Raw genomic sequence first — 22,162 nt, 5'->3', positions numbered from 1 at the left:
CCCCCCCCCCCCCCCCCCCCCCCCCCCCCCCCCCCCCCCCCCCCCCCCCCCCCCCCCCCCCCCCCCCCCCCCCCCCCCCCCCCCCCCCCCCCGGTGCGGCTGCCGCCCTCCTGCGGGTCACCACCCGCCCCGGCGGGGCAGTTCGCTTGTCGCCGGACCACCCGCCGGTGGGGGCTTGTCGCGCAGTTCCCCGCGCCCCTGAAAACCAGGCCCCGCGCAAGGTGAACCCACCGGGGCCGCGCCCCGAAAAACCACGTCCCGCGCGAGGTGAACCCACCGGGGCCGCGCCCCTAAAAGCCACGTCCCGCGCAAGGTGAACCCATGGCTAGGCCGCGAGGGCCGGGGTCGGGGTGGGCGGCGTCGGGCAGGGAGGCACCGGGCAAGGGGGCGCCGGGAGGGGGGCGAGGCGGACCGCGGCAGCGGGAAGGCGGGGCTCGAGGCGGAGGAGAAGGGCGGCGGCGCAGAGCGCCGTGAGGGTGAGCAGGGCCCAGGGAAGCCGGGAGTCGGCGGCGAAGAGGGCCGTGAAGAGGGAAGGGGCGAGGGTCGCGGCCAGGGACCAGGAGAGCTGGTAGGTGGCCATGTAGCGCCCGCGCAGAGCCTCGGGGGCGGCGGCGACGGCGAGCGCGCTGGAGGACGGGTTGTGCACCAGTTCGGCGACCGTGTAGAGCGCCACCAGTGCGAACACCCCACCGGCGACGGCCCATCCGGCCTGCGGCCGTACCGCGCCGAACACCCCGAGCCCCACGAAGGCGGCGGCGAAGATCACCGCGCCGAGCGCGGCGGACCGGGTGCGGCGGGCGCCGCGCCCGCGGACGCGCCCGGCGACGTGGACGCCGCCGACGGCGCACAGCACGGTGTTGACGGTGAAGGCCGCGCCGGTCAGCGACTGCGGGCCGTTCAGGGTCCCCGCGATGAAGAGCGGGAAGAGCACGGCGAGGGCCGAATAGCCCAGCGCGGTGAGGAAGTTGGCGGCGGTGAGGCCGAGGAAGGCCCGGTCGGCGAGGACGAGACGGTAACCGGCGGCGGCGGGCCGCTCGGCCGTCGCGGAACCGTCCGGCACCCGCGAGGCGCGGATACTCCGTATCAGCAGGGCGGCGACGCCGAAGCTCAGCGCGTTGAGCCAGGCGGCAGCGGTGAAGCCGCGGTCACCGGCGACGGTGATGACCAGCGAGGCGAGCAGCGCCCCGGCGCCGAGCCCGGCGTTGCGCAGGGCGCGGGCGGCGGCCTGGAGGCGGTCGCGGTCGAGGCCGCTCGCGACCTCGCCGATGTACGCCTGCTGGACGGCGGGGAAGGCGCGGTCGCCGAAAGCGGTGCCGAGGGCCACGACGGCGAAGGCGGGCAGCGAGGTCGCGAAGGGATAGAGCGCGAATCCGGCGCCGCGCACCCCGTAGAGCAGGAGTTGGACGCGGCGGGCGCCGTAGCGGTCGACGGCGGTCCCGGCGAGCGGCAGGGCGCCCATGCCGATGAGTCCGACGACGGTCAGGACGGCGCCGACCACGGCGAAGGAGAGCCCGGTGATGTGGTGGAAGAAGACCAGGCTGAAGGGGATGTACATCCCGGAGCCGACCGAGTCGACGCCCATCGCCCCGAGCAGGGCCCGCTCCCCCGGAATCCGGGCGACGGCGGGTCGTGCGGTGGTGGCTCGCGTACGCGGCAGCGACATGGTGAAGCTCCCCGATCCCGGTTCCGGTTCCGAACGAAGGCCGGCCGGTCAGGTCGACAGAAGATAGCTTAGCACTAAGCTACTTACTTGTAAGCTACTTTCTTGCCGTCGAGCGACCCCGCCCCGATACTGAGGCCATGACTCAGGAACCCCTCGACGTCGTCGACGCCATCACCGGTCAGTGGAAGTCCGAGCGCCCGGACCTCGACACGCTCCCGATGGCCGTCTTCGGCCGGATCTACCGGATCGCGCGCCTGATGGGCGACCGGATGGAGAAGGAGTACCAGCGGTACGGCATCGGCCGCGGCGAGTTCGACGTGCTGGCGACGCTGCGCCGCTCCGGCGAGCCGTACACCCTCTCGCCCCGGCAGCTCTCGGCCGCCCTGATGCTCACCACCGGCGGTATGACCGGCCGGCTGGACAAGCTGGAGCGGGCCGGGCTGCTGGACCGCGCGCCCGATCCGAACGACCGCCGCGGTCTGCGCGTCTCCCTCACCGAGAAGGGGCTGCGGGTGATCGACCAGGCGGTCGGCGCCGGGCTCGCCCTCCAGAAGGCGACGCTCGACGCCGTCGAACCGGCGCAGGCGGAACAGCTCGCCGACCTGCTGCGGCTGCTGCTGGCCGCGTCGGCGGAACCGGGCGCCCGGCGCTGAGACCCGCCACCCCCAAACCCGCCACGCGCAGACCCGACACCCGCGGACCCGCCACCCGCGGACCCGTCACGCGCCCGCGCGCCCGACGCCGCGCGGGCAGCACAAAGCCCCCTGGCGCGCCGGGAAGTCCGGCGCCGAGGGGGCGAAGGGGCCCGAAGGCCGAGTGCGCGGCTACTGCTTCGGGTGCTCCTGCTCCTTGCGGGTCTTGTCGGTCACCATGACCAGACCCGCGATGACCCCGAACAGGACGAGCGGGGCGAGCACGAACAGGCTGAGCGTCTCGATGACGCTCAGGCCGGAACCCGGGTCGTCGCCGTCGTCGCGGGCGAGCGCGAACGCCGGGGTCGACATGAGCAGCATGAGCGTCGTACCGGCGGTGATGACTCCGGCGCGCACGGCCTTCTTGGTGAGCTTCTTGTCCACGCCCTCAATGTAGTGAAGCCCCTCACGGGCCGCGCGCCCGGGGTGTCCTTACGGGTGTTCCGGGCCTTCCGGGTGTTCCGCCGCCCCGGCCCCGGCCACGACGGCCGGCCCGCTCCCGGCCTCGTCGGCCGCACCGGCCCCGGCCGCGACGGCCGCCCCGGCCCCGGCCCCGGCGGTCGCCGCGCTCCCGGCCGCCGCCGCGACCGCCTTGTCCCCCGCCTCCGCCATCGCCTGCCGTACGTCGTCCACGAGCGCGTACAGCCGCGGCGAGACGGCGATCCGGTCCAGGGTGAGCGGGGTGCCGTCGGCGTCGGCGACGGGCAGCCGCCAGTTCGGGTACTGGTCCCAGGTGCCGGGCAGATTCTGCGGGCGGCGGTCGCCGACCGTGTCCGGCAGCCAGATGCCGACCATGCTCGCGGGCGTACGCGCCAGGAAGCGGTGAACGGCCTTCACCACCGCCTCCTCGTCGACCGCGCCCTCCGGCAGCAGCCCGAGCCGGCCGAGCAGCGCCAGCCACTCCGCGACCTCGGCGGCGTCGGCCGCCTCCTCCTCCGCGAGCGGGCGGGTCAGCAGCCCGAGCCGGTGCCGCAGCTCGACGTGTTCGCCGGTGAGCCGGGCCGCCGTGCTGGGCAGGTCGTGGGTGGTGACGGTCGCCAGGCACGACTCGCGCCACGCCTCGGGCAGCAGCGGACGGCCGTCGCCGCCCTCGGGCCCGGTCCCCTCGTAATCGCGTTCGAACCACATCACCGAGGTGCCGAGGATGCCGCGGCCCGCCAACTCCTCGCGTACGCCGGGCTCGACGGTGCCCAGGTCCTCGCCGATCACCACCGCGCCCGCGCGGTGCGCCTCCAGGGCCAGCAGGCCGAGCATCGCCTCCGCGTCGTAGCGGACGTAGGCGCCCTCGGTCGGCGGGCGGCCCTCCGGCACCCACCAGAGCCGGAACAGCCCCATGACGTGGTCGATCCGCAGGCCGCCCGCGTGCCGCAGCATCCGCGCGATGAGGTCGCGGTACGGCGCGTAGCCGGTCGCGGCCAGCGCGTCGGGGCGCCAGGGCGGCAGACCCCAGTCCTGGCCGCGGGAGTTGAAGGCGTCGGGCGGTGCGCCCACCGACATGCCCGTGGCCAGGACGTGCTGCATGGACCAGGCGTCGGAACCGGCGGGGTGCACGCCCACGGCCAGGTCGTGCACGACGCCGATGGTCATGCCCGCGTCCCGCGCGGACCGCTGCGCGGCGCCGAGTTGGGCGTCGGTCAGCCAGCTCAGCCAGCAGTGGAAGTCGACCCGGTCCATGTGCTCGCTGCGGGCCCGCGCGACCTGCGGCGAACGCGGGTCGCGCAGCCCCGCGGGCCACTTGTGCCAGTCGGCGCCGTGCAGTTCGGCCAGGGTGGACCAGGTGGCGTGGTCGTCGAGGGCCTGGCCCTGCTCGGCGAGGAAGTCGACGTAGGCGGCGCGGCGGCCGGGGCTCAGCGGCACCTCGCGCAGCAGTTCCAGGGCCTCGGCCTTCAGCGCCCAGACCGCGTCCCGGTCGATCAGCGCGTCCTTGAGCAGCACGGTGTCGCGCAGCGCGGCGGCCCTGCGGGACAGCGCGTCGGCCTTCTCCCTGGCCTCGCCGGACAGGTACGCGTACTCCGGCACCTCCTCGATCCGCAGGTACACCGGGTCGGGGAAGCGGCGGGAGGACGGGCGGTACGGGGAGGGGTCGGTGGGCGGGCCGGGGACGGCCGCGTGCAGCGGGTTGATCTGGACGAATCCGGCGCCCAGCGTCCGTCCCGACCAGGCGGCGAGGTCGGCGAGGTCACCGAGGTCGCCCATGCCCCAGGAGCGCTGCGAGAGCGTGGAGTAGAGCTGCGCCATGAAGCCGAAGGCGCGTCCCGTCGGGCCCGCCAACCGCTCGGGCGCCACGATCAGGTCGCCTCTGGAGGTACGTCCGTCGGCGGTGGCCGCGCGCAGCGCGTACCGCCCCGGCGGGGGCGTCACGGCGGGGTCCAGCGCCTCGCCCGTCTCGGTCTCGACGGTGAGCCGGGTGTCCTCGGGCAGTGCGCGCAGCGTCTGCGCGAGTGTGCCGCGGCCCGATCTGAGCACCGTGCACGGCGGGAGCAGCCGGTTGGCCCGGCGCGTCTCGTGCGCCGTGAGGGCGGACTTGACCGCGCTGGGCGTCGAGGCGTCCACGCCGAGCGCCGCGAGGACGGCGACGACCGTCTCCTCCGGCACCGGGACCTCCCGCCCGGGTGCCGGCCGGTACGTCACGTCCACGCCATAGAGCCCGGCAAGCCGCACCCGGTCCATCGGGCCTCCGCATTCGTCAGTCAAGGGGTTGATCGGTCGGTCACGCGTCCTCGCTCGCACGGGTTTGTCCCGGGAGCCGCACTGACCCCTACCCCGACGCCGCGCGCTGTACCCGGAGGCGCGCCGCGCCGCTCGTTCGAGGGGAGTTCCGGAAGGCGGCCCGCGGCCCGTCCGCGACGCGCCGAAAGGGCCGCCCGTGACCCTCCCGCCCCCTGCCTGCGGCGGAAGGCGGCGGAAGGCGGCAGCGAGGCGACCGGGAGGCGGACGGAAGCCGGCGGCAAAGCGGAGGAAACTCCAGCCACATTGACACCGCACCGCGAGGAGTGATGGGCTCGGCGTCCGTCGTCGGTGCAGCACTCCGCAAGGAGGAACCGTGCAGGCCCTCCGGAGGAGTTCCGCCGCAGCCATCGCGGCCACGTTCATCGGCGGCTGGCTGGCCCAGTCGCCCGCCGCGACCGCCGCTCCCGCGCCGCCGAGCACACCGCCCGCCGGGACCAGGACGGACACCGCGGCCTCCCCGCGGCCCCCGGCGGTGTGGCCGCGCCCGCAGAGTCTGCGCGCGCAGGGGCAGTTCGCGCGCGTGACGAGGACGGTGACGCTGGTCGCGGGCACGGACGCCGACCCGTACGCGCTCGATGTGATCGAGGACGCGCTGCGCGGCGCGGGCGCCCAGGAGATCCGCAGGTCGGACACGCCGGGGTCCGGGCTGACCGTCTACGCGGGCGACGCGGCGCAGCCCCGGCTGACCGCGCTCAAGGCCCCCGAACAGGACGACTTGGCGTCCGGCGGCTACCGGCTCGCGGTGGACGGCGGCACGGTGGCGCTGGCCGGAGCGGGCGAGGACGGCCTGTTCCACGCGGCGCAGACGCTGCGTCAGCTCGTGACCAGCGACAGCGGCGGCGAGCGCGGCTTCGCGGGCGTGGTCGTACGCGACTGGCCGACGGCGGCGGTGCGCGGGGTGACCGAGGGGTACTACGGCGTGCCGTGGACGCAGTACCAGCGGCTGTCGCAACTGGACTTCCTGGCCAGGACCAAGCAGAACCGCTATCTGTACGCGCCGGGCGACGACCCGTACCGGCAGGCGCAGTGGCGCGACCCCTATCCGGCGGGTCAGCGCGCGGACTTCAGGGCGCTGGCGGAGCGGGCGACGCGGGACCATGTGACGCTGGCGTGGGCGGTGGCCCCCGGACAGGCGATGTGCTTCTCGTCGAAGTCCGACCAGCGGGCGCTGGAGCGGAAGCTGGACGCGATGTGGGCGCTGGGCGTGCGGGCGTTCCAATTGCAGTTCCAGGACGTGAGCTACAGCGAGTGGCACTGCGGCGCGGACGCGCGGGAGTTCGGCTCGGGGCCCGACGCGGCGGCGCGCGCCCAGGCGAAGGTCGCCAACGTGGTGGCCGCGTATCTGGCGCGGCGCTACGGCAGCGCCGATCTGTCGCTGCTGCCCACGGAGTACTACCAGGACGGCACGACCCCGTACCGCACGGCACTGGCGAAGGCGCTGAGCCCGGACGTGACGGTCGCCTGGACCGGTGTCGGGGTGCTGCCCGCGCGGATCACCGGCACCCAAGTGGCGGACGCGGCGGCCGCGTTGAAGCACCCGCTGGTGACGGTGGACAACTACCCGGTGAACGACTTCGCGCCGGGCAGGCTCTTCCTCGGCCCGTACACCGGCCGTCAGCCCGCGGTGGCGACGGTCTCGGCGGGGGTGCTGGCGAGCGCGATGCAGCAGCCCGCCGCGTCCCGTATCCCGCTGTTCACGGCGGCGGACTTCGCCTGGAATCCGCGCGGTTACGACCCGGCGGCCTCCTGGCAGGCGGCGATCGACGACCTGGCGGGGCCGGATCAGGCGGCCCGTGCGGCGCTGCGCGCGCTGGCGGGGAACGAGGCGTCGTCGGCGCTCGGCGGCGACGAGTCGGCGTATCTGCGCCCGCTGACCAAGGAGTTCTGGGCCGCGCTGGACTCCGGCGACCGCGCCCGGCTGACGGCGGCGGCGGCCCGGCTGCGGTCGGCCTTCACCGTGATGAGCGGCGCGCCGCACGCCCTGCGCGGGCTCGCCGACGGCACCTTCGGCGCCGAGGTGCGGCCGTGGCTGGACCGGCTGTCGGCGTACGGGACGGCGGGCGGGCACGCGGTCGACATGCTGGTGGCGCAGGCGGCGGGCGACGGCGCGGCGGCCTGGAAGGCCCGGCAGTCGCTGGACCGCGGCCGGGCGGCGCTGACGCAGGGCACGGCGAAGGTCGGCGAGGACGTGCTCGACGGCTTCCTGTCGCGGGCGGTCGACGACGGCGACGCCTGGTCGGGGCTGCGCGCGGACGGCAGGACCGCGACGGCCACGCTCGCCTCGGGGCGCGGCACCGACCCGTCGGCGATGGTGGACGGCAAGAATTCCACGGCGTGGTCGAGCAACGCTCCCCCGCAGCCCGACGACTCCTTCGGGGTCGATCTCGGGACGGCCAAGCAGGTCGGCTCGGTGCGGATCGCGATGGGCGACGGCAGCGGCTCCGACGACTTCCTGCACGACGCGGTCCTCGAACTGTCCGCGGACGACGGCACCGGCTGGCACCGGGTCGGCGAGTACCACGACCGGGCGGTGATCTCGGCGACGCTCCCCGCGGGCACCCGCGCTCGCCAGGTGCGGCTGCGCGCGAGCGACGGGCAGTCGGGGGCGGTGACGGTGCGGGAGTTCACCGTGTCGGTGAGCGGCGAGGTGGCTCCGACGGCCAGCGGTCCCGACGACGCGTCGGCCGTGGTGGACGGCGACCTCTCCACCTCGACCGCCGCGGATTCCGACGCGGGCGCGCTGACGGTGGACTTCGGCGGCGCGCGGCTGCTGGACAGCGTGACGATCGCCGCGTCCGGTGCGCGTACGGGGTCGGGCGCCCCCGCCGCCGCGGTCGATCCGGCGCCGGGGCCGATGGCGGGTTCCCCCTTCGGGCCGCATCCGATCGCCGTACGGGACACGGGCCCGCCCACCCGCACGGCCACCGGCCGGGTGACCAAGGCGCCCGCGGCCGTGGAGGTGCACACCCCGGGCGGCGGCTGGCAGCGGATCGGCAGCCTGACCGCGGACTGGACGGAGCTGCCCGCGGGGGTCGTCGCCGACGCGGTACGGCTGTCGGACGGCGCCGGGGTGCACGAGGTGGTGCCGTGGTTCGCCGGGGCGCCGCGCGTCACGTTCGACCAGCCGGAGGTGGACGCCGAGATCGGCGGCTCCGCCGTCCCGGTGACGGCGTCGGTGGCCTCGGGGCTGCCGCGCGACGAGAAGGCGGCGGTCTCGGTGGCCGCGCCGAAGGGCGGGGCGACGGCGACCGCGCCCGCGTCGGTCCCGCTGCGGCGGGGCGCCGCGGGAGCGGTGCCGCTGAGCGTGTCGGTGCCCGCGGGTACGGCGCCCGGCACGTACAGCCTGCCGGTGCGGATCACCGTGGCGGGCCGCACCGTGGAGCGGCGGATCACCGTACGGGCGCGGGTGCGGACCGCGGGGCCCGATCTGCTGCGCGGCGGCGCGGCGACGTCCTCGGGTGACGAGACCCCGGACTTCCCGGCCTCCGCGGTGGCCGACGGCGACCCGGAGACCCGCTGGTCCTCGCCGGTGGACGACCACGCCTGGGTGCAGGTGGAGCTGGCGGCCCCGGCCCGGGTCGGCAGGGTCGTCCTGCACTGGCAGGACGCGTACGCGGCCGGATATCAGGTGCGGACCTCCGCCGATGGAGTGACCTGGCACACGGCGGCCACGGTGACCGACGGCGGCGGCGGAACCGAGACGGTGTGGCTCGACGCGCAGGACGGCACCCGGTACGTGCGGGTGCAGGGCGAGCGCCGGGCGACCAAATTCGGCTACTCGCTGTTCGGCGTCGAGGCGTACGCGGTGGCGGACTGATCGCGGTGACGGGGTGCCACGGAGTGACCCGTTTCGGTCACTGCGTGGCACCCCCGGCCCGTCATGGACCGCCGCGCCGCGCCGGACGTGCTCCCGGTTGCCGTACAGCGCCCGAGACGCACGAAAGCCCGGATCTCAGGCTGATATGCCGTCGATCCGGGCCAGGGCGTCGTCCGCGCCGAACGGTTGCAGGTATGGCAACCAGCGCGGGTCCCTATGTCCGGTCCCGATGATCCGCCAGGCGAGCCCGGACGGCGGGGCGGGTTGATGACGCAGCCGCCAGCCGAGTTCCGCCACGTGGCGGTCGGCCTTCACGTGATTGCAGCGTCTGCACGCGGCCACCACGTTCTCCCAGGCGTGCTGGCCGCCCCGGCTGCGCGGAATGACGTGGTCGACGCTGGTGGCGGCGGCTCCGCAATACGCGCACTTGCCGCCGTCGCGGGCGAACAGCGCCCTACGGGTCAGCGGCACGGTGCCCCGAAAGGGGACTCGCACGAATTTGGTGAGCTTCACGACACTGGGCGCGGGCAGCGCCTGTGTCTCACTGTGCAGATAGGCGCCGGATTCCTCGAGGCAGACGGCCTTGTTGTTGAGCACGAGGACAAGCGCACGGCGGAGCGGTACGACGCCGAGCGGCTCGTACGACGCGTTCAGGACCAGGACATGCGGCACGGATGCCTCCTTTAACGCCGGCGGCGCGTGGCTCGCGCCGGGACGATCTGGCCTAAGTCTCTCCGGAAGGCGGCCCATGGCGCCACCATGCCCGGGTAACGGACCGAGGGTGTTTTGCAGCACACCTGTGTTCATCCCCACGATCGTGGCCTGCCCCTCCTCCCGCACGGCAACGAGACGGCATCGGTCGTCCCGTTAGTGTGGAGGCTTGTTTCCCACCGGAGGTTCCGCAGTGCCCACCGCGACGTCCACCGCCGCCGCCGTACCGTCCCGCCTGTTCCCGCTCGCCGCCGGAGACCGTGATTCGTCGGTCTACCGGGCCGGCGGCTGGATACAGGAGAACTGGGCGAGCTGGCTGAGCGCGGGGCTGCGCATTTTGTTGATCGTCGCCATCGCGATCGTGCTGCGCTCGGTGGTGCGGCGGACGATCAGCAGACTCATCGACCGGATGAACCGGGGCGCGGAGGCCGCGGCCTCCACCGCCCTGGGCGGCCTGCTGGTCAACGCGGAGCGGCGCAAGCAGCGCAGCGAGGCGATCGGCTCGGTGCTGCGCAGTGTGGCGTCCTTCCTGATCCTGGGCACGGCCGCGCTGACCGTGCTGTCGGTGCTCAAGATCAATCTGGCGCCGCTGCTGGCCAGCGCCGGGGTCGCCGGGGTCGCGATCGGCTTCGGCGCGCGCAATCTGGTGACGGACTTCCTGTCCGGCGTCTTCATGATCCTGGAGGACCAGTACGGCGTCGGCGACGTGATCGACGCGGGGGTGGCCAGCGGCACCGTCATAGAGGTGGGCCTGCGGGTCACCAAGCTGCGCGGTGACAACGGCGAGATCTGGTACGTGCGCAACGGCGAGGTCAAGCGGATCGGCAACCTCAGTCAGGGCTGGGCGACGGCCGTGGTGGACGTGCAGGTCGGCGCGGGCGAGGACCTGGAGCGGGCGCGCCAGGTGATCGCGGCCACCGGCGAGGACATGGGCAAGGAGGACCCCTGGGACGAGATGCTCTGGGAGCCCGTACGGGTCCTCGGCCTGGAGTCGGTCGGCACGGACTTCGTGGTGATCCAGACGCACGCCAAGACGATGCCGGGGCGGGCCACCGATGTCGCCCGTGAGCTGCGCTGGCGGATCAAGCGGGCGTTCGACGAGGCGGGCATCGTGATCTCCGGCGGCACGCCGACGGTGGAGGTCACCGAGGCGACGGTGCCCGAGGGCGCGTCGGAGGTGGCCGAGATGCGGCGGCAGACCGCCGTGGAGGACGCGCGCCCCGCGGCGCCCGTGCCTCCGCCCGCCTCCGGCGAGCGCTGACCCCCGGCACCTGTCGCTTTGCCGAAGCCCCTGGCACCCTGATGGCGCCGGGGGCTTCGTTCATAACGACTTGGCCGTCCTGCCGTCGACCCCTCTTGACGCTCCGCCAATGGCGGGCCTACCTTTCGTTTTGCCAATAGGAAACTTTCCTAACAGTGAACTGAGGGAGGATGGCGCGCATGGCTGGCACCCCTGGAACGCCGCGCGTACTGCGCGCCATGAACGACCGCGCCGCACTCGACCTCCTGCTGGAGCACGGCACGCTCTCCCGTACCCGGATCGGCAAGCTGACCGGACTGTCCAAGCCCACCGCGTCGCAGCTGCTGGCGCGCCTGGAGGCGGCGGGGCTGGTCCAGGCCACCGGCACCACGGCGGGCCGCCCCGGCCCCAACGCCCAGCTCTACTCGGTCAATCCGGCCGCCGCGTACGTGGCGGGACTCGATGTCAACTCCGAGCGGATCAGGGCCGCGGTCGCCGACATCACCGGCCGTACCGTCGGCACCTTCAAGCTGCTCACCCCGCGCCGCCGCACCGCGGGCAACGCGGTGGAGCAGGTCGTGCAGGCGGTGGACGGCGCGGCCAAGGCCGCCGGGCTGAACCGCTCCGACCTGCACCGGATCGTCATAGGCACGCCCGGCGCCTTCGACCCCAGCACCGGACGGCTGCGCTACGCCAGCCACCTGCCCGGCTGGCACGCGCCCGCGCTGCTGGACGAGCTGGCCGCCGCGCTGCCGATGCCGCTGGAGTACGACAACGACGTCAATCTCGCCGCCGTCGCCGAACAGCGGATCGGCGCCGCCCGCGAGCACGACGACTTCGTGCTGCTGTGGAACGAGGAGGGCATCGGCGCCGCCATCGTCATCGGCGGCCGGCTGCACCGCGGCTGGACCGGCGGCGCGGGCGAGGTCGGCTTCCTGCCGGTGCCCGGCACCCCGCTGGTCCGCAACGTCACCAAGGCCAACAACGGCGGCTTCCAGGAACTCGCGGGCTGCAACGCCGTGTTGCGGCTGGCCAGGGAACTCGGCATCGACGTCCCGGCCGGCACCCAGCAGGACGCCGCCGCCGAACTGCTCGCCGAGGCCGCGCTGCGGCACACCGCGAGCGAGGAGACCGGCGCCGACAGCGGCCCGTACGGCGAACTGCTCGCCCGGTTCGCCACCGGCACCGCCATCGGTCTGGCCTCGCTGGTCGCCGTGCTCGACCCGGCGATGATCGTGCTGTCGGGCGATGTGACCGTGGCGGGCGGCGAACCGCTGCGCGCCCTGGTCCAGGCCGAACTCGCCGAACTGGCCGTACCCCGGCCGCATCTGGTGCTCGGCACGGTCCAGGACCACCCCGTACTGAGCGGGGCGCTGGAGAGCGCGCTCGCCACCACCCGCGACGAGGTGTTCGACACCTCGCGCTGACCCCGCCCCGACAACAGACCCCGCCACCCCGAACCGCCCGAGCCAGAGCCAGAACCGCCACAGCCAGAACCCGCCACAGCCAGAACCACCAGAGCCCAGAACCCGCGTACCCCGCAGATCCAGCGGACCGGCACACCCCGCCGCTCCGGTGGTCCCGCACACCCTCAACACGCCCTCAACAGGCCCTCAGCACACCCTCGACCAGTCCTTGAAAGCAGTACTTGAAAGGCCCGCAAGGCCCGAAGATCCCCCGGAGGAAGCGCAGTGTCCCGTCTGACGAAGGCAGCCGCCGCCGTAGCGGCCACCGCCGCGATATCGCTGCTCGCGAGCGCATGTACCGGCCAGAGTTCCGGCTCGGCCGACGACGACGCCAGCAAGGACGTCTCCATCACGTTCTGGCACGGCTGGACCGCGCCCAACGAGCTGAAGGCCATCAACGACAACGTCGCCCGGTTCGAGAAGGCCCACCCCAACATCCACGTCAAGGTGCAGGGCAACATCACCGACGACAAGATCAACCAGGCGCTGCGCGCGGGCGGTTCGAAGGCCCCCGACGTCGTCTCCTCCTTCACCACCGACAACGTCGGCCAGTTCTGCTCCTCCGGCTCGATGGCCGACCTCGGCCCGTTCCTGACGAAGTCGAAGATCGACCCGGCCGCCACGTTCCCCAAGCCGATGCTGGAGTACACCCAGTTCAACGGGACCCGCTGCACGCTGCCGCTGCTCGGTGACGCGTACGGGCTGTACTACAACAAGAAGGCGTTCGCCGCCGCCGGGATCAGCGCGCCGCCCAAGACCATGAGCGAGTTCAAGGCCGACGCGATCAAGCTGACGAAGTCCAAGGGCGACTCGTACAGCCAGCTCGGCTTCATGCCGAACTTCCACGGCTACGAGTCCACCACCACGCACCTGGCCGCGCAGTGGGGTGTGAAGTACTTCGACGCGAGCGGCAAGTCCCAGGTGGCCAAGGACCCCGGGTTCGCGAAGATGTTCGGCTGGCAGCAGGACATGGTCAAGTCGCTGGGCGGCTTCGGCAAGCTGGAGAAGTACCGCAACACCTTCGGTGACGAATTCGGCGCGAAGAACCCGCTGCTGACCGGCCAGGTCGCGATGGGCATGGACGGCGAGTGGCGGCTGGGCATGGCCAAGGACGCCGGGATGAACGACCTCGGCGTGGCGCCCTTCCCGGTCCCCGACGACCAGGCGAGCACGTACGGCAAGGGCTACCTGTCCGGCACGATCATCGGCATCGCCAACACCAGCACGAAGAAGAACGCGGCCTGGGAGCTGGTGAAGTTCATGACCACCGACACCGACGCGGTCGTCTCCTTCGCCAACGCGATCCACAACGTGCCCTCCACGCTGGCCGCGCTGAAGTCGCCGAAGCTCGACGCCGACCCCGGCTTCAAGACCTTCATCGACATCGCGCAGAACCCGAACAGCACCACCACCCCGCCGAGCATCAACGGCGGCGCGTACCAGCTCACGCTCCAGGACTTCGGTTACGCCTACGAGTCCGGCAAGTCCAAGGACCTTGAGCCGGGTCTCCAGGGTGTCGACGCGCAGGTCGACAAGGACATCGCGCAGGCCAAGTGATGACCGCCGCCCTCCATCCCCTGCTGAAGGCCAAGCGCCGCAAGTCGGCGCTGCGCACCCTGGCCTTCCTGTCCCCCTGGATCATCGGGTTCAGCGTCTTCTTCGTGTACCCGCTGGTCTCCACCGTCTACTTCTCGTTCATGAAGTACAACGGCATCAACGCGCCGACCTGGGTGGGCGGCAAGAACTGGTCGTACGTCTTCTCGGACTACCCGTTCTTCTGGCCCGCGCTGCGCAACACGCTGTGGCTGGTCGTCGTGATGGTGACGCTGCGGGTGCTGTTCGGACTCGGCATCGGCCTGCTCATCACGAAGATCAAGACGGGCGCGGGCTTCTTCCGTACGGCGTTCTACCTGCCGTACCTGGCCCCGCCGGTCGCCGCGACGATGGCGTTCGTCTTCCTGCTCAACCCCGGTACGGGACCGGTCAACCACCTGCTGGGCGACTTCGGTCTGCCCACCCCGGGCTGGTTCACCGATCCGCACTGGTCCAAGCCCGCGCTGACCATGCTGGCCGTGTGGGGCATCGGCGACCTGATGGTGATCTTCATGGCCGCGCTGCTCGACGTGCCCAAGGAGCAGTACGAGGCGGCGGAGCTGGACGGCGCGGGCCCCTGGCACCGCTTCCGGTTCGTAACGCTGCCGAACATCTCGCCGATCGTGATGTTCGCGGTGGTCACCGGTGTCATCCAGACCATGCAGTACTACACACAGCCGCTGGTCGCGGGGAAGGTCGCGAGCGGGGTGATCGGCAACTCCGGCCAGCAGGTGGAGCCCGGCTACCCCGACAAGTCGACCCTCACCCTGCCGCAACTGGTCTACGAACGCGGCTTCCAGCGCTTCGACTACGGCTCGGCGTGCGTCATCGCCCTCGTGCTGTTCGTGCTCTCGATGGCGTTCACGGCGCTGCTGCTGCGCCGCCGCAACGGCTTCCTGTCGGCGGAGGACTGATCATGACCCAAGCGACCATCGCGCCCGGCGGCGCCGTCCGCGACCCCGCCGCGGGCCGCGGCCCCGACCTCCGCGCCCGGCGCAAGGCGCGCCGCAAGGAGACCCTGCACTGGATCGCCGTGCACTCGCTCGGCATCGCGGCGGCGGCCTTCTTCGTGCTGCCCTTCGTCTTCGTCTTCCTCACCGCGGTGATGAGCGACAACCAGGCGCTCACCCGCGACCTGTGGCCCGACCACTGGCAGTGGTCCAACTTCCGCACGGTGTGGGACACCCCGGGCTTCCTGACCTGGTGGCGCAACACGCTGGTGTACGCGGTCGGCGGCACCGTGCTGACCGTGGTGTCGTCCCTGCCGGTGGCGTACGCACTCGCCAAGTTCCGCTTCCGCGGCCGTAATCTGGTCATGGTCCTGGTGATCTCGACGATGATGCTGCCGCCGCAGGTGGTCATCATCCCGATGTACCTGTTCTGGACCAAGCAGTTGGGGATGGACGGCAGCCTGTGGCCGCTGATCATCCCGATGGCCTTCGGTGACGCGTTCACCATCTTCCTGCTGCGGCAGTTCCTGCTGACGATCCCCAAGGAGTACACCGAGGCCGCCAAGGTCGACGGCTGCGGTGAGCTGCGCACGCTGCTCACCGTCATCGTCCCGATGATCAGGCCGGCCCTGGCCGCGGTGGCGCTCTTCCAGTTCTTCTACTGCTGGAACGACTACTTCGGGCCGCAGATCTACGCCAGCTCCAACCCCGGGGCCTGGACGCTCAGCTACGGACTGGAGTCCTTCAAGGGCGCACACCACACCAACTGGAATCTGACCATGGCGGCCACCGTTCTCGTGATGGCCCCGGTGATCGTGGTCTTCTTCTTCGCGCAAAAGGCCTTCATCGAAGGCGTGACCCTGACGGGAGTCAAGGGATGAAACTGGCAGTCGTGGGCGGCGGGTCCACGTACACCCCCGAACTCATCGACGGATTCGCGCGGTTGCGCGACACTCTGCCGATCGAGGAACTGGTGCTGGTCGACCCGGCCGCGGACCGCCTGGAGTTGGTCGGCGGGCTCGCCCGGCGGATCTTCGCCAAGCAGGGCCATCCGGGCACCATCACCACCACCGCCGACCTGGAGTCGGGGGTGGCCGGCGCGGACGCCGTGCTGCTCCAGCTCAGGATCGGCGGGCAGGCCGCGCGCAACCAGGACGAGACGTGGCCGCTCGAATGCGGCTGCGTCGGCCAGGAGACCACCGGCGCGGGCGGTCTCGCCAAGGCGCTGCGCACGGTCCCGGTGGTCCTCGACATCGCCGAGCGGGTGCGCAGGGTCGCGCCGCAGGCGTGGATCATCGACTTCACCAACCCGGTCGGCATCGTGACCCGGGCGCTGCTCCAGGCCGGGCACAAGGCCGTCGGGCTGTGCAATGTGGCGATCGGCTTCCAGCGCAAATTCGCCAAGCTGCTGGACGTCTCGCCGGAGCAGGTGCACCTGGACCACGTCGGGCTCAACCACCTGACGTGGGAGCGCGGGGTGCGCCTGGGCGGGCCGCAGGGCGAGGACATGCTGCCCAAGCTGCTCGCGGAGCACGGCGACACGATCGCCGCCGACCTGCACCTGCCGCGCGAGATCGTGGACCGGCTCGGCGTCGTCCCCTCGTACTACCTGCGCTACTACTACGCGCACGACGAGGTGGTGCGCGAGCTGCGGACCACGCCGTCGCGGGCCTCCCAAGTGGCCGCGATGGAGAAGCAGTTGCTGGAGATGTACGGCGACCCGGCGCTGGACGAGAAGCCGGAGCTGCTGGCCAAGCGCGGCGGCGCCTTCTACTCGGAGGCCGCGGTGGCGCTGGCGTCCTCGCTGCTGCGCAACACCGGCGACATCCAGGTGGTGAACACGTACAACAACGGCACGCTGCCGTTCCTCGCCGACGACGCCGTCATCGAGGTGCCCGCGGTGGTCGACGGGAACGGCACGAAGCCGCTGCCGGTCGCGCCGCTCGACCCGCTGTACGCGGGCCTGATCGCCAATGTCACGGCGTACGAGGACCTGGCGCTCGAGGCCGCGCTGCGCGGCGGCCGGGACCGGGTGTTCAAGGCGCTGCTGTCGCACCCGCTGATCGGCCAGTACGAGTACGCCGAGGCGCTCACCGACAGTCTCGTCGCGCACAACCGGGAGCACTTGGCGTGGGCGTGAGCCGGGAACCGCTCGTCCCCGGTGGCGTCCTCGCCATCGACGCGGGCAACAGCAAGACCGACGTGGCGCTGGTCGCCGCCGACGGAACGGTGCTCGGCGCCGCCCGCGGCGGCGGCTTCCAGCCGCCGGTCGTCGGCGTCGGGGCAGCCGTCGACGCCCTCGCGCGCATCGTGGAGCGCGCGGCGGCCGACGCGGGCCTGCGGCGTGCCGCGGACGGTTCCGACAGCGCCGATACGGGGACACCTCTGGTGGAGCACACCTCGGCCTGTCTGGCCAACGCGGACCTGCCGGTCGAGGAGCAGCAGCTCGAAGCGGCGGTGCACGGGCGCGGCTGGGCGAGGTCGACGCGCGTCGCCAACGACACCTTCGCGATCCTGCGGGCGGGCGTGGACGCGCCCCGCGGGGTGGCGGTGGTGTGCGGCGCGGGCATCAACTGCGTGGGCATGCTGCCGGACGGCAGGACGGCCCGTTTCCCGGCGATCGGCAAGATCTCCGGGGACTGGGGCGGCGGTTCGGGTCTCGCCGAGGAGGCCCTGTTCCACGCCGCCCGCGCCGAGGACGGCCGGGGCGGACCGACGGCGCTGGCGGCCACACTGCCCGCGCACTTCGGACTGCCCACGATGTACGCGCTGATCGAGGCGCTGCACCTGGAAACGATTCCGGCGGCCCGCAAGTACGAGCTGACGCCCGTGCTGTTCGCGACCTCCGACGCGGGGGACGCGGTCGCCCGCTCGATACTCGACCAGCAGGCCGACGAGATCGTGGCCCTGGCCACGGTGGCGCTGGCCAGACTCGACCTGCTGGACGAGGAGGCCGACGTGGTGCTGGGCGGCGGGGTCATGGCGGCCAGGAATCCGTATCTCATGGACGCCCTGACCGAACGGCTCACCGCCCGCGCCCCCAAGGCCCGGCCGCACGTCGTGACGGCGCCGCCGGTGCTCGGCGCGGCCCTGCTGGGTCTGGACCACCTGGCGGCCCCGCCGCGGTCCCACGCGGCACTGCGGGCCCACTACGCGTAACGCCTTACACCGCCCTGTTCGGTTCCCGGTCGCCCGGGAACCGAACAGGGCGTTGACGCGTGTGGGGGGTTAGGGGAGCAGGCAAGGCGGTCGTGCGGCAAGATCCACCGGTTGGCTAGGTGGATGCAGGTGGCTGCGGCCATACTGCTGGCTGAGAGCGTGACTTCCGCGGACGCGGTGGTCGGTCCCGGGGGAGGGTGAGTGACGCAGACGCCGACGATGGGCGGGGGTTCGAACGGGCTGAACCGGGCGGGGGTACCGGCGCAGCGCCGCCGGGCCTGGGTGGAACGTACGGATCAGCTCAAGGCCGCCGCCACCACGGAGCCGGGCCGGCTGCGGATCATCGGCGCCGTACTGGCCCTGCTGGTCGTGGCGTTCGGCGCCGTCACGGCCTGGCAGGTCAGCGACCGTACGACGGCCGCGGGCAGCGTGCTCCACCACAGCGGGCCGCTGAGCGCGGACGCGGCGGAGATCTACCGCAGCCTCGCCGACGCCGACGCGACGGTGGCGGGCGGCTTCCTCGTCGGCGGCCAGGAACCGCGCTCGGTCACCGACCGCTACGACAAGGACATCGACACCGCGGCCGAGCTGATCACGCACGCCGCCGCGAACACGCAAGGGTCCGCGGAGGCGAGCGCGCAGATCTCCTCGCTCAACCAGCAGCTCCCGCGGTACACCAAGCTGGTGGCGACCGCTCAGGCCAACAACCGGCAGGGCCTGCCGCTGGGCGGCGCCTACCTGCGGTTCGCCAACGAGCAGATGCGCAAGCCCGGCGGGCTGCTCGACGCCTCCAAGAAGCTGTACGAGGCGGAGTCGGCGCGGCTGGACGACGACTACTCCGGCGCCAAGGCGCTGCCCTACGCCTCGTGGGCGCTGGGCATCGTGGCGCTCGGCGGCCTGGTGTGGGCGCAGCGCCGCCACTACCGGCGCACCAACCGGGTGTTCAACCACGGCATGCTCGCCGCGTCCGCCGCCTGCGCGGTGGTCCTGCTGTGGCTGGTGGTGGGACACACGGTGGCGCGTACGCAGCTCGACAACTCCGACGCGCACGGCGCGGAGTCGATGAAGGTGCTCAACAGCGCGCGGATCGCGGTGCTCCAGGCCCGCGGCGACGAGAATCTGACGCTGGTGGCCCGCGGTTCCGGCAGCGCGTACGACGCGACGTTCCAGAGCGGCATGGAGACGCTGGCGGGCAAGGACCCCAAGGGTGTGGGCGGTGAGCTGGCGAAGGCGCTGAAGCTGGCCGACAACACGGCGGGCCGCACCCCGGTCGATTCCGCGATCAAGGGTGTGCAGGCGTGGCGCGGCAGGCACGATGTGGCCAGGGCGAGTGACAACAACGGTGACTACGCCACGGCGGTCGCCGAGGTGATCGGCGGCAAGGACAGCAAGGGCAAGACGGTCACGGAGACCACCGGGCAGTGCTTCGACGTGGTCGACGCCAGTCTGGAGAAGGCCGTCGCGCAGGAGCAGCACGAGTTCCAGCAGGCCGCGAGGAACGGCCACGGCGCGCTGTCGCTGCTGCCGTACGGCGCGGCGGTGCTCGCGGTGCTGGCGGCGGCGGGCGCGGTGTTCGGCATCGGGCGCCGCCTGTCGGAGTACCGGTGATGAGCGTGCGGAACGAACCCGGGGTGAGGCGGACTGTGGAAGCGATACGGCCAGGACGCGGCAGGCGGGCCAGGGCCAGGCTGCGCGGCTGGGGCGGAGTCGCGGGGATGGCCTCGGCGTGCGCGCTGGCGCTGAGCGCCGCGCTGCTGCTGCCGTCGGACACCGCTCCCGCCGCCGACGCGGGCAGGACCGCCCCACGGGCGCCGGTGACGCACGCGCAGTACGCGGCCGACGACGCGTGCGAGAACTCCGCGACGGCCCTGGACCCGGCGACCGGCGCGGTCACGAGCCTCGACCCCGACGGCGGGACGCGGGACGGCGCGGCGGTGGAGCGGATCAGGCGGAACAAGCGGCTGATCGTCGGTGTCGACCAGAACAGCTATCTGTGGGGTTACCGCGACCCGGTCTCCGGTGAGATCACCGGCTTCGACATCGCCATCGTCAAGGCCATCGCGAAGAGCATCCTCGGCGAGAACGCGCAGGTGCAGTACCTGACGATACCGACCGACCAGCGCGTCCCGATGATCCTGACCCACAAGGTCGACATGGTGGTGCGCACGATGAGCATCACGTGTTCCCGGCTGACCGAGAAGGACAAGCAGATCGCCTTCTCCAGCGCCTACTTCATGGCGGGCCAGCAGCTTCTGGCGCCCGAGGGCTCCCCCGTCACCGGCTTCGACGACTCGCTGAGCGGCAAGAAGGTCTGCACCGCGTCCGGTTCGACCGGTGCGACCAAGCTCCAGGCGGACCCGCACGGCGCGAAGATCATGCTGGTGCCGAACCAGCTCGACTGTCTGGTGCGGGTGCAACTCGGCCTCGCGGACGCGGTGTTCACCGACAACGCGCTCGCGGCCGGCCAGGCCGCGCAGGACCCGTCGATGCGGCTGGTCGGCAAACCGGTCACCACCGAGCCGTACGGTGTGGCGATGAACCTGGCGGACACCGACCTGATCCGGCAGGTCAACCAGGTGCTGGCGACGTACAGCGGCGGCGGCGCCGACAGCGAGTGGATGCGGCAGTACCACCGCTGGCTCGGTCAGCACCTGTCCGGGATCACCGGCCCGCCGGAGGCCCACTACAAGTAACGGCGCGACGCAGTCGGGGGCACCAACAGCGCACACGGACAGCGGAAAGAGGGTGTGATGGCGGTCGCTGGACCCACCGGACCGGTCATGGGACGGGAAGAGGTCGACCGTGCCCTGGAGCGGCTCGGCACCGAGCACGAGGCGATCGAGTCCTCGCTGCTCGCCCTCCAGGACCACTCGGGCCGCCGTCTGCTGGAGGGCGCCGAGCTGACCGGGGTCACCAAGGAGCGCTGGGCGGAGACCGACGCGGCGATCACCCTGCTGTGGGCGCATTTCGAGGCGTACACCGAGGCGTTGGACAGCGCGCGTGAGCTGCGGGCCAAGCGCCGCTGGCCGACGCAGACCGAACTGGTCCGGCTGACCGAGCTGCTGCGCGGCGAGGGCGTGACCGTCACCGGGGCCGCCACCCCGGACGCCGCCAGGTCGCTGACCGGCCCGGCGAAACTGACCGAGAAGTTCAGCCTGGAGCAGTTGCTCGCGCGGATGAACGGCTGGTACGACCAGGCCATGGAGACGGTGGCCGCCGCCGACTCCGTGTGGTCGGCGCTGCCCGCCAGGATCGACCTGCTGGCCGCCGAGACCCGGCGGGTCCAGTCGCTGGCGGACTCGGTGGGCGTACGGCCGGGCACGCACCCGGCGGGCGACGAACTGGCCGGTCTGATCGACGACTTGGGCGTGCTGCGCGCCCGTACCGTCTCCGACCCGCTCGCCTTCTGGCGGGCCGCGCCCTCGCCCGGCCGCCCCGACACCGAGCGGTACGAGCAGGCGGGCCGCCAACTGGAGCAGATCCGCCGCGAGGTGGAGGCGGTGCTGCACGTACGGGACGACGCCGAGCACCGGCTGCTGCGGCTGCGTGACGTGCTGTCGCGCGCCGACCGCACGCTGACCGAGGCGCGCAGCGCCCGGGTCGAGGTGCTGTCGAAGATCCTGGCGTCCGACGTGCCCGCGGTCAGCGGCCCGGCGGCGGCGCTGCACGAACAGCTCGCGTCCGCCGAGGCGTTCTGGCGCGGCTCGCAGTGGCACCGGCTGTCCCCGCTGCTGGACGGCCTGGAGGAGCGCGCGGACGAGGAGCTGCTGCGGGCCCGTGACTCGCTGACGGCGGTGACCGCGCCGCTGGCGGTCAGGGCGGAGCTGCGCGGCAGACTGGACGCGTACCGCGCGAAGGTGGCGCGGCTGGGGATGGCCGAGGACCCGCTGCTGATCGAGCGGTACGACCAGGCGCGCCGTCTGCTGTGGAGCGCGCCGTGCGACCTGGCCGCGGCCGAGCGCACCGTGCAGCGGTATCAGCAGGCGGTCGCGGAGGTCACCGTGCCGCGGACGTCGGGGCCGCAGGACAGCAGGGGGCCGGTATGACCGGGACCGCCGGAATGTCGTCGTCGGGCGGGACCGTTGCGTACAGGGCGCGCGTGGCGTACGCGCGACAGGGGAAAGGCTGAGGGGGAACACCG

The 22,162-nt window shown here is 72.6% G+C and carries 16 protein-coding genes; 12 read left to right on the top strand and 4 right to left on the bottom strand.

What is annotated here, in order from left to right:
- Positions 1–325 precede the first annotated feature (325 nt).
- Positions 326–1,663, bottom strand: a complete 1,338-nt coding sequence (locus ACZ37P_RS17785) for an MFS transporter (protein ID WP_467347221.1) — start codon at positions 1,661–1,663, stop codon at positions 326–328.
- A gap of 137 nt (positions 1,664–1,800) precedes the next feature.
- Between ACZ37P_RS17785 and ACZ37P_RS17780 the strand changes: the two genes are divergently transcribed.
- The gene (locus tag ACZ37P_RS17780; RefSeq protein WP_355337179.1) at positions 1,801–2,316 is read left to right on the top strand and encodes a MarR family winged helix-turn-helix transcriptional regulator; all 516 of its coding nucleotides are present in this window, start codon (positions 1,801–1,803) and stop codon (positions 2,314–2,316) included.
- A gap of 171 nt (positions 2,317–2,487) precedes the next feature.
- On the opposite strand, the gene ACZ37P_RS17775 is transcribed toward ACZ37P_RS17780, so the two are convergent.
- Complete coding sequence (locus ACZ37P_RS17775) at positions 2,488–2,739, bottom strand: hypothetical protein (RefSeq protein ID WP_188282296.1); 252 nt, start codon at positions 2,737–2,739, stop codon at positions 2,488–2,490.
- Between the two features lie 48 nt (positions 2,740–2,787).
- Complete coding sequence (malQ, locus tag ACZ37P_RS17770) at positions 2,788–5,025, bottom strand: 4-alpha-glucanotransferase (RefSeq protein ID WP_467347219.1); 2,238 nt, start codon at positions 5,023–5,025, stop codon at positions 2,788–2,790.
- 373 nt (positions 5,026–5,398) lie between these two features.
- Here malQ and ACZ37P_RS17765 point away from each other — a divergent pair, with 373 nt between their 5' ends.
- The gene (locus ACZ37P_RS17765) at positions 5,399–8,902 is read left to right on the top strand and encodes a beta-N-acetylglucosaminidase domain-containing protein (RefSeq protein ID WP_467347217.1); all 3,504 of its coding nucleotides are present in this window, start codon (positions 5,399–5,401) and stop codon (positions 8,900–8,902) included.
- A 135-nt stretch (positions 8,903–9,037) separates the two neighbouring features.
- Here the strand turns inward: ACZ37P_RS17765 and ACZ37P_RS17760 are convergent, their stop codons facing one another.
- Positions 9,038–9,574, bottom strand: a complete 537-nt coding sequence (locus tag ACZ37P_RS17760) for an HNH endonuclease (protein WP_075016193.1) — start codon at positions 9,572–9,574, stop codon at positions 9,038–9,040.
- Positions 9,575–9,806: 232 nt separating this feature from the next.
- Here ACZ37P_RS17760 and ACZ37P_RS17755 point away from each other — a divergent pair, with 232 nt between their 5' ends.
- The 10 genes from ACZ37P_RS17755 (at position 9,807) to ACZ37P_RS17710 (ending at position 22,067) form a co-directional block, all read left to right on the top strand.
- A complete protein-coding gene (locus tag ACZ37P_RS17755) occupies positions 9,807–10,874 on the top strand; it encodes a mechanosensitive ion channel family protein (protein ID WP_391046747.1) in 1,068 nt (355 codons plus the stop codon).
- Positions 10,875–11,044: 170 nt separating this feature from the next.
- On the top strand, positions 11,045–12,280 hold the full coding sequence (locus ACZ37P_RS17750; RefSeq protein ID WP_355337173.1) for an ROK family transcriptional regulator: 1,236 nt from the start codon (positions 11,045–11,047) through the stop codon (positions 12,278–12,280).
- A 264-nt stretch (positions 12,281–12,544) separates the two neighbouring features.
- Positions 12,545–13,876 carry an ABC transporter substrate-binding protein gene (locus tag ACZ37P_RS17745; RefSeq protein ID WP_467347216.1) on the top strand — a complete coding sequence of 444 codons (1,332 nt, stop codon included), beginning with the start codon at positions 12,545–12,547 and terminating at the stop codon, positions 13,874–13,876.
- Positions 13,876–14,826, top strand: coding sequence for a carbohydrate ABC transporter permease (locus ACZ37P_RS17740; RefSeq protein ID WP_355337169.1), 951 nt, complete (start codon positions 13,876–13,878; stop codon positions 14,824–14,826). The genes ACZ37P_RS17745 and ACZ37P_RS17740 overlap by 1 nt, the downstream gene beginning before the upstream one ends.
- 2 nt (positions 14,827–14,828) lie before the next feature.
- The gene (locus tag ACZ37P_RS17735) at positions 14,829–15,743 is read left to right on the top strand and encodes a carbohydrate ABC transporter permease (protein ID WP_391160398.1); all 915 of its coding nucleotides are present in this window, start codon (positions 14,829–14,831) and stop codon (positions 15,741–15,743) included.
- A complete protein-coding gene (locus tag ACZ37P_RS17730; protein ID WP_467347213.1) occupies positions 15,740–17,002 on the top strand; it encodes a 6-phospho-beta-glucosidase in 1,263 nt (420 codons plus the stop codon). Before ACZ37P_RS17735 ends, ACZ37P_RS17730 begins: the two co-directional genes overlap by 4 nt.
- Positions 16,993–18,021, top strand: a complete 1,029-nt coding sequence (locus ACZ37P_RS17725) for an N-acetylglucosamine kinase (RefSeq protein ID WP_467347212.1) — start codon at positions 16,993–16,995, stop codon at positions 18,019–18,021. Before ACZ37P_RS17730 ends, ACZ37P_RS17725 begins: the two co-directional genes overlap by 10 nt.
- Positions 18,022–18,222: 201 nt before the next feature.
- Complete coding sequence (locus ACZ37P_RS17720) at positions 18,223–19,629, top strand: hypothetical protein (protein ID WP_391046756.1); 1,407 nt, start codon at positions 18,223–18,225, stop codon at positions 19,627–19,629.
- A gap of 107 nt (positions 19,630–19,736) precedes the next feature.
- A complete protein-coding gene (locus ACZ37P_RS17715; protein ID WP_401715569.1) occupies positions 19,737–20,714 on the top strand; it encodes a glutamate ABC transporter substrate-binding protein in 978 nt (325 codons plus the stop codon).
- Positions 20,715–20,771: 57 nt separating this feature from the next.
- Positions 20,772–22,067 carry a hypothetical protein gene (locus ACZ37P_RS17710; protein WP_355337161.1) on the top strand — a complete coding sequence of 432 codons (1,296 nt, stop codon included), beginning with the start codon at positions 20,772–20,774 and terminating at the stop codon, positions 22,065–22,067.
- Positions 22,068–22,162: the final 95 nt, after the last annotated feature.

It is taken from the genome of Streptomyces sp. NPDC024632 (assembly GCF_055559175.1).
This window is presented reverse-complemented; position numbering and strand designations above follow the sequence as displayed.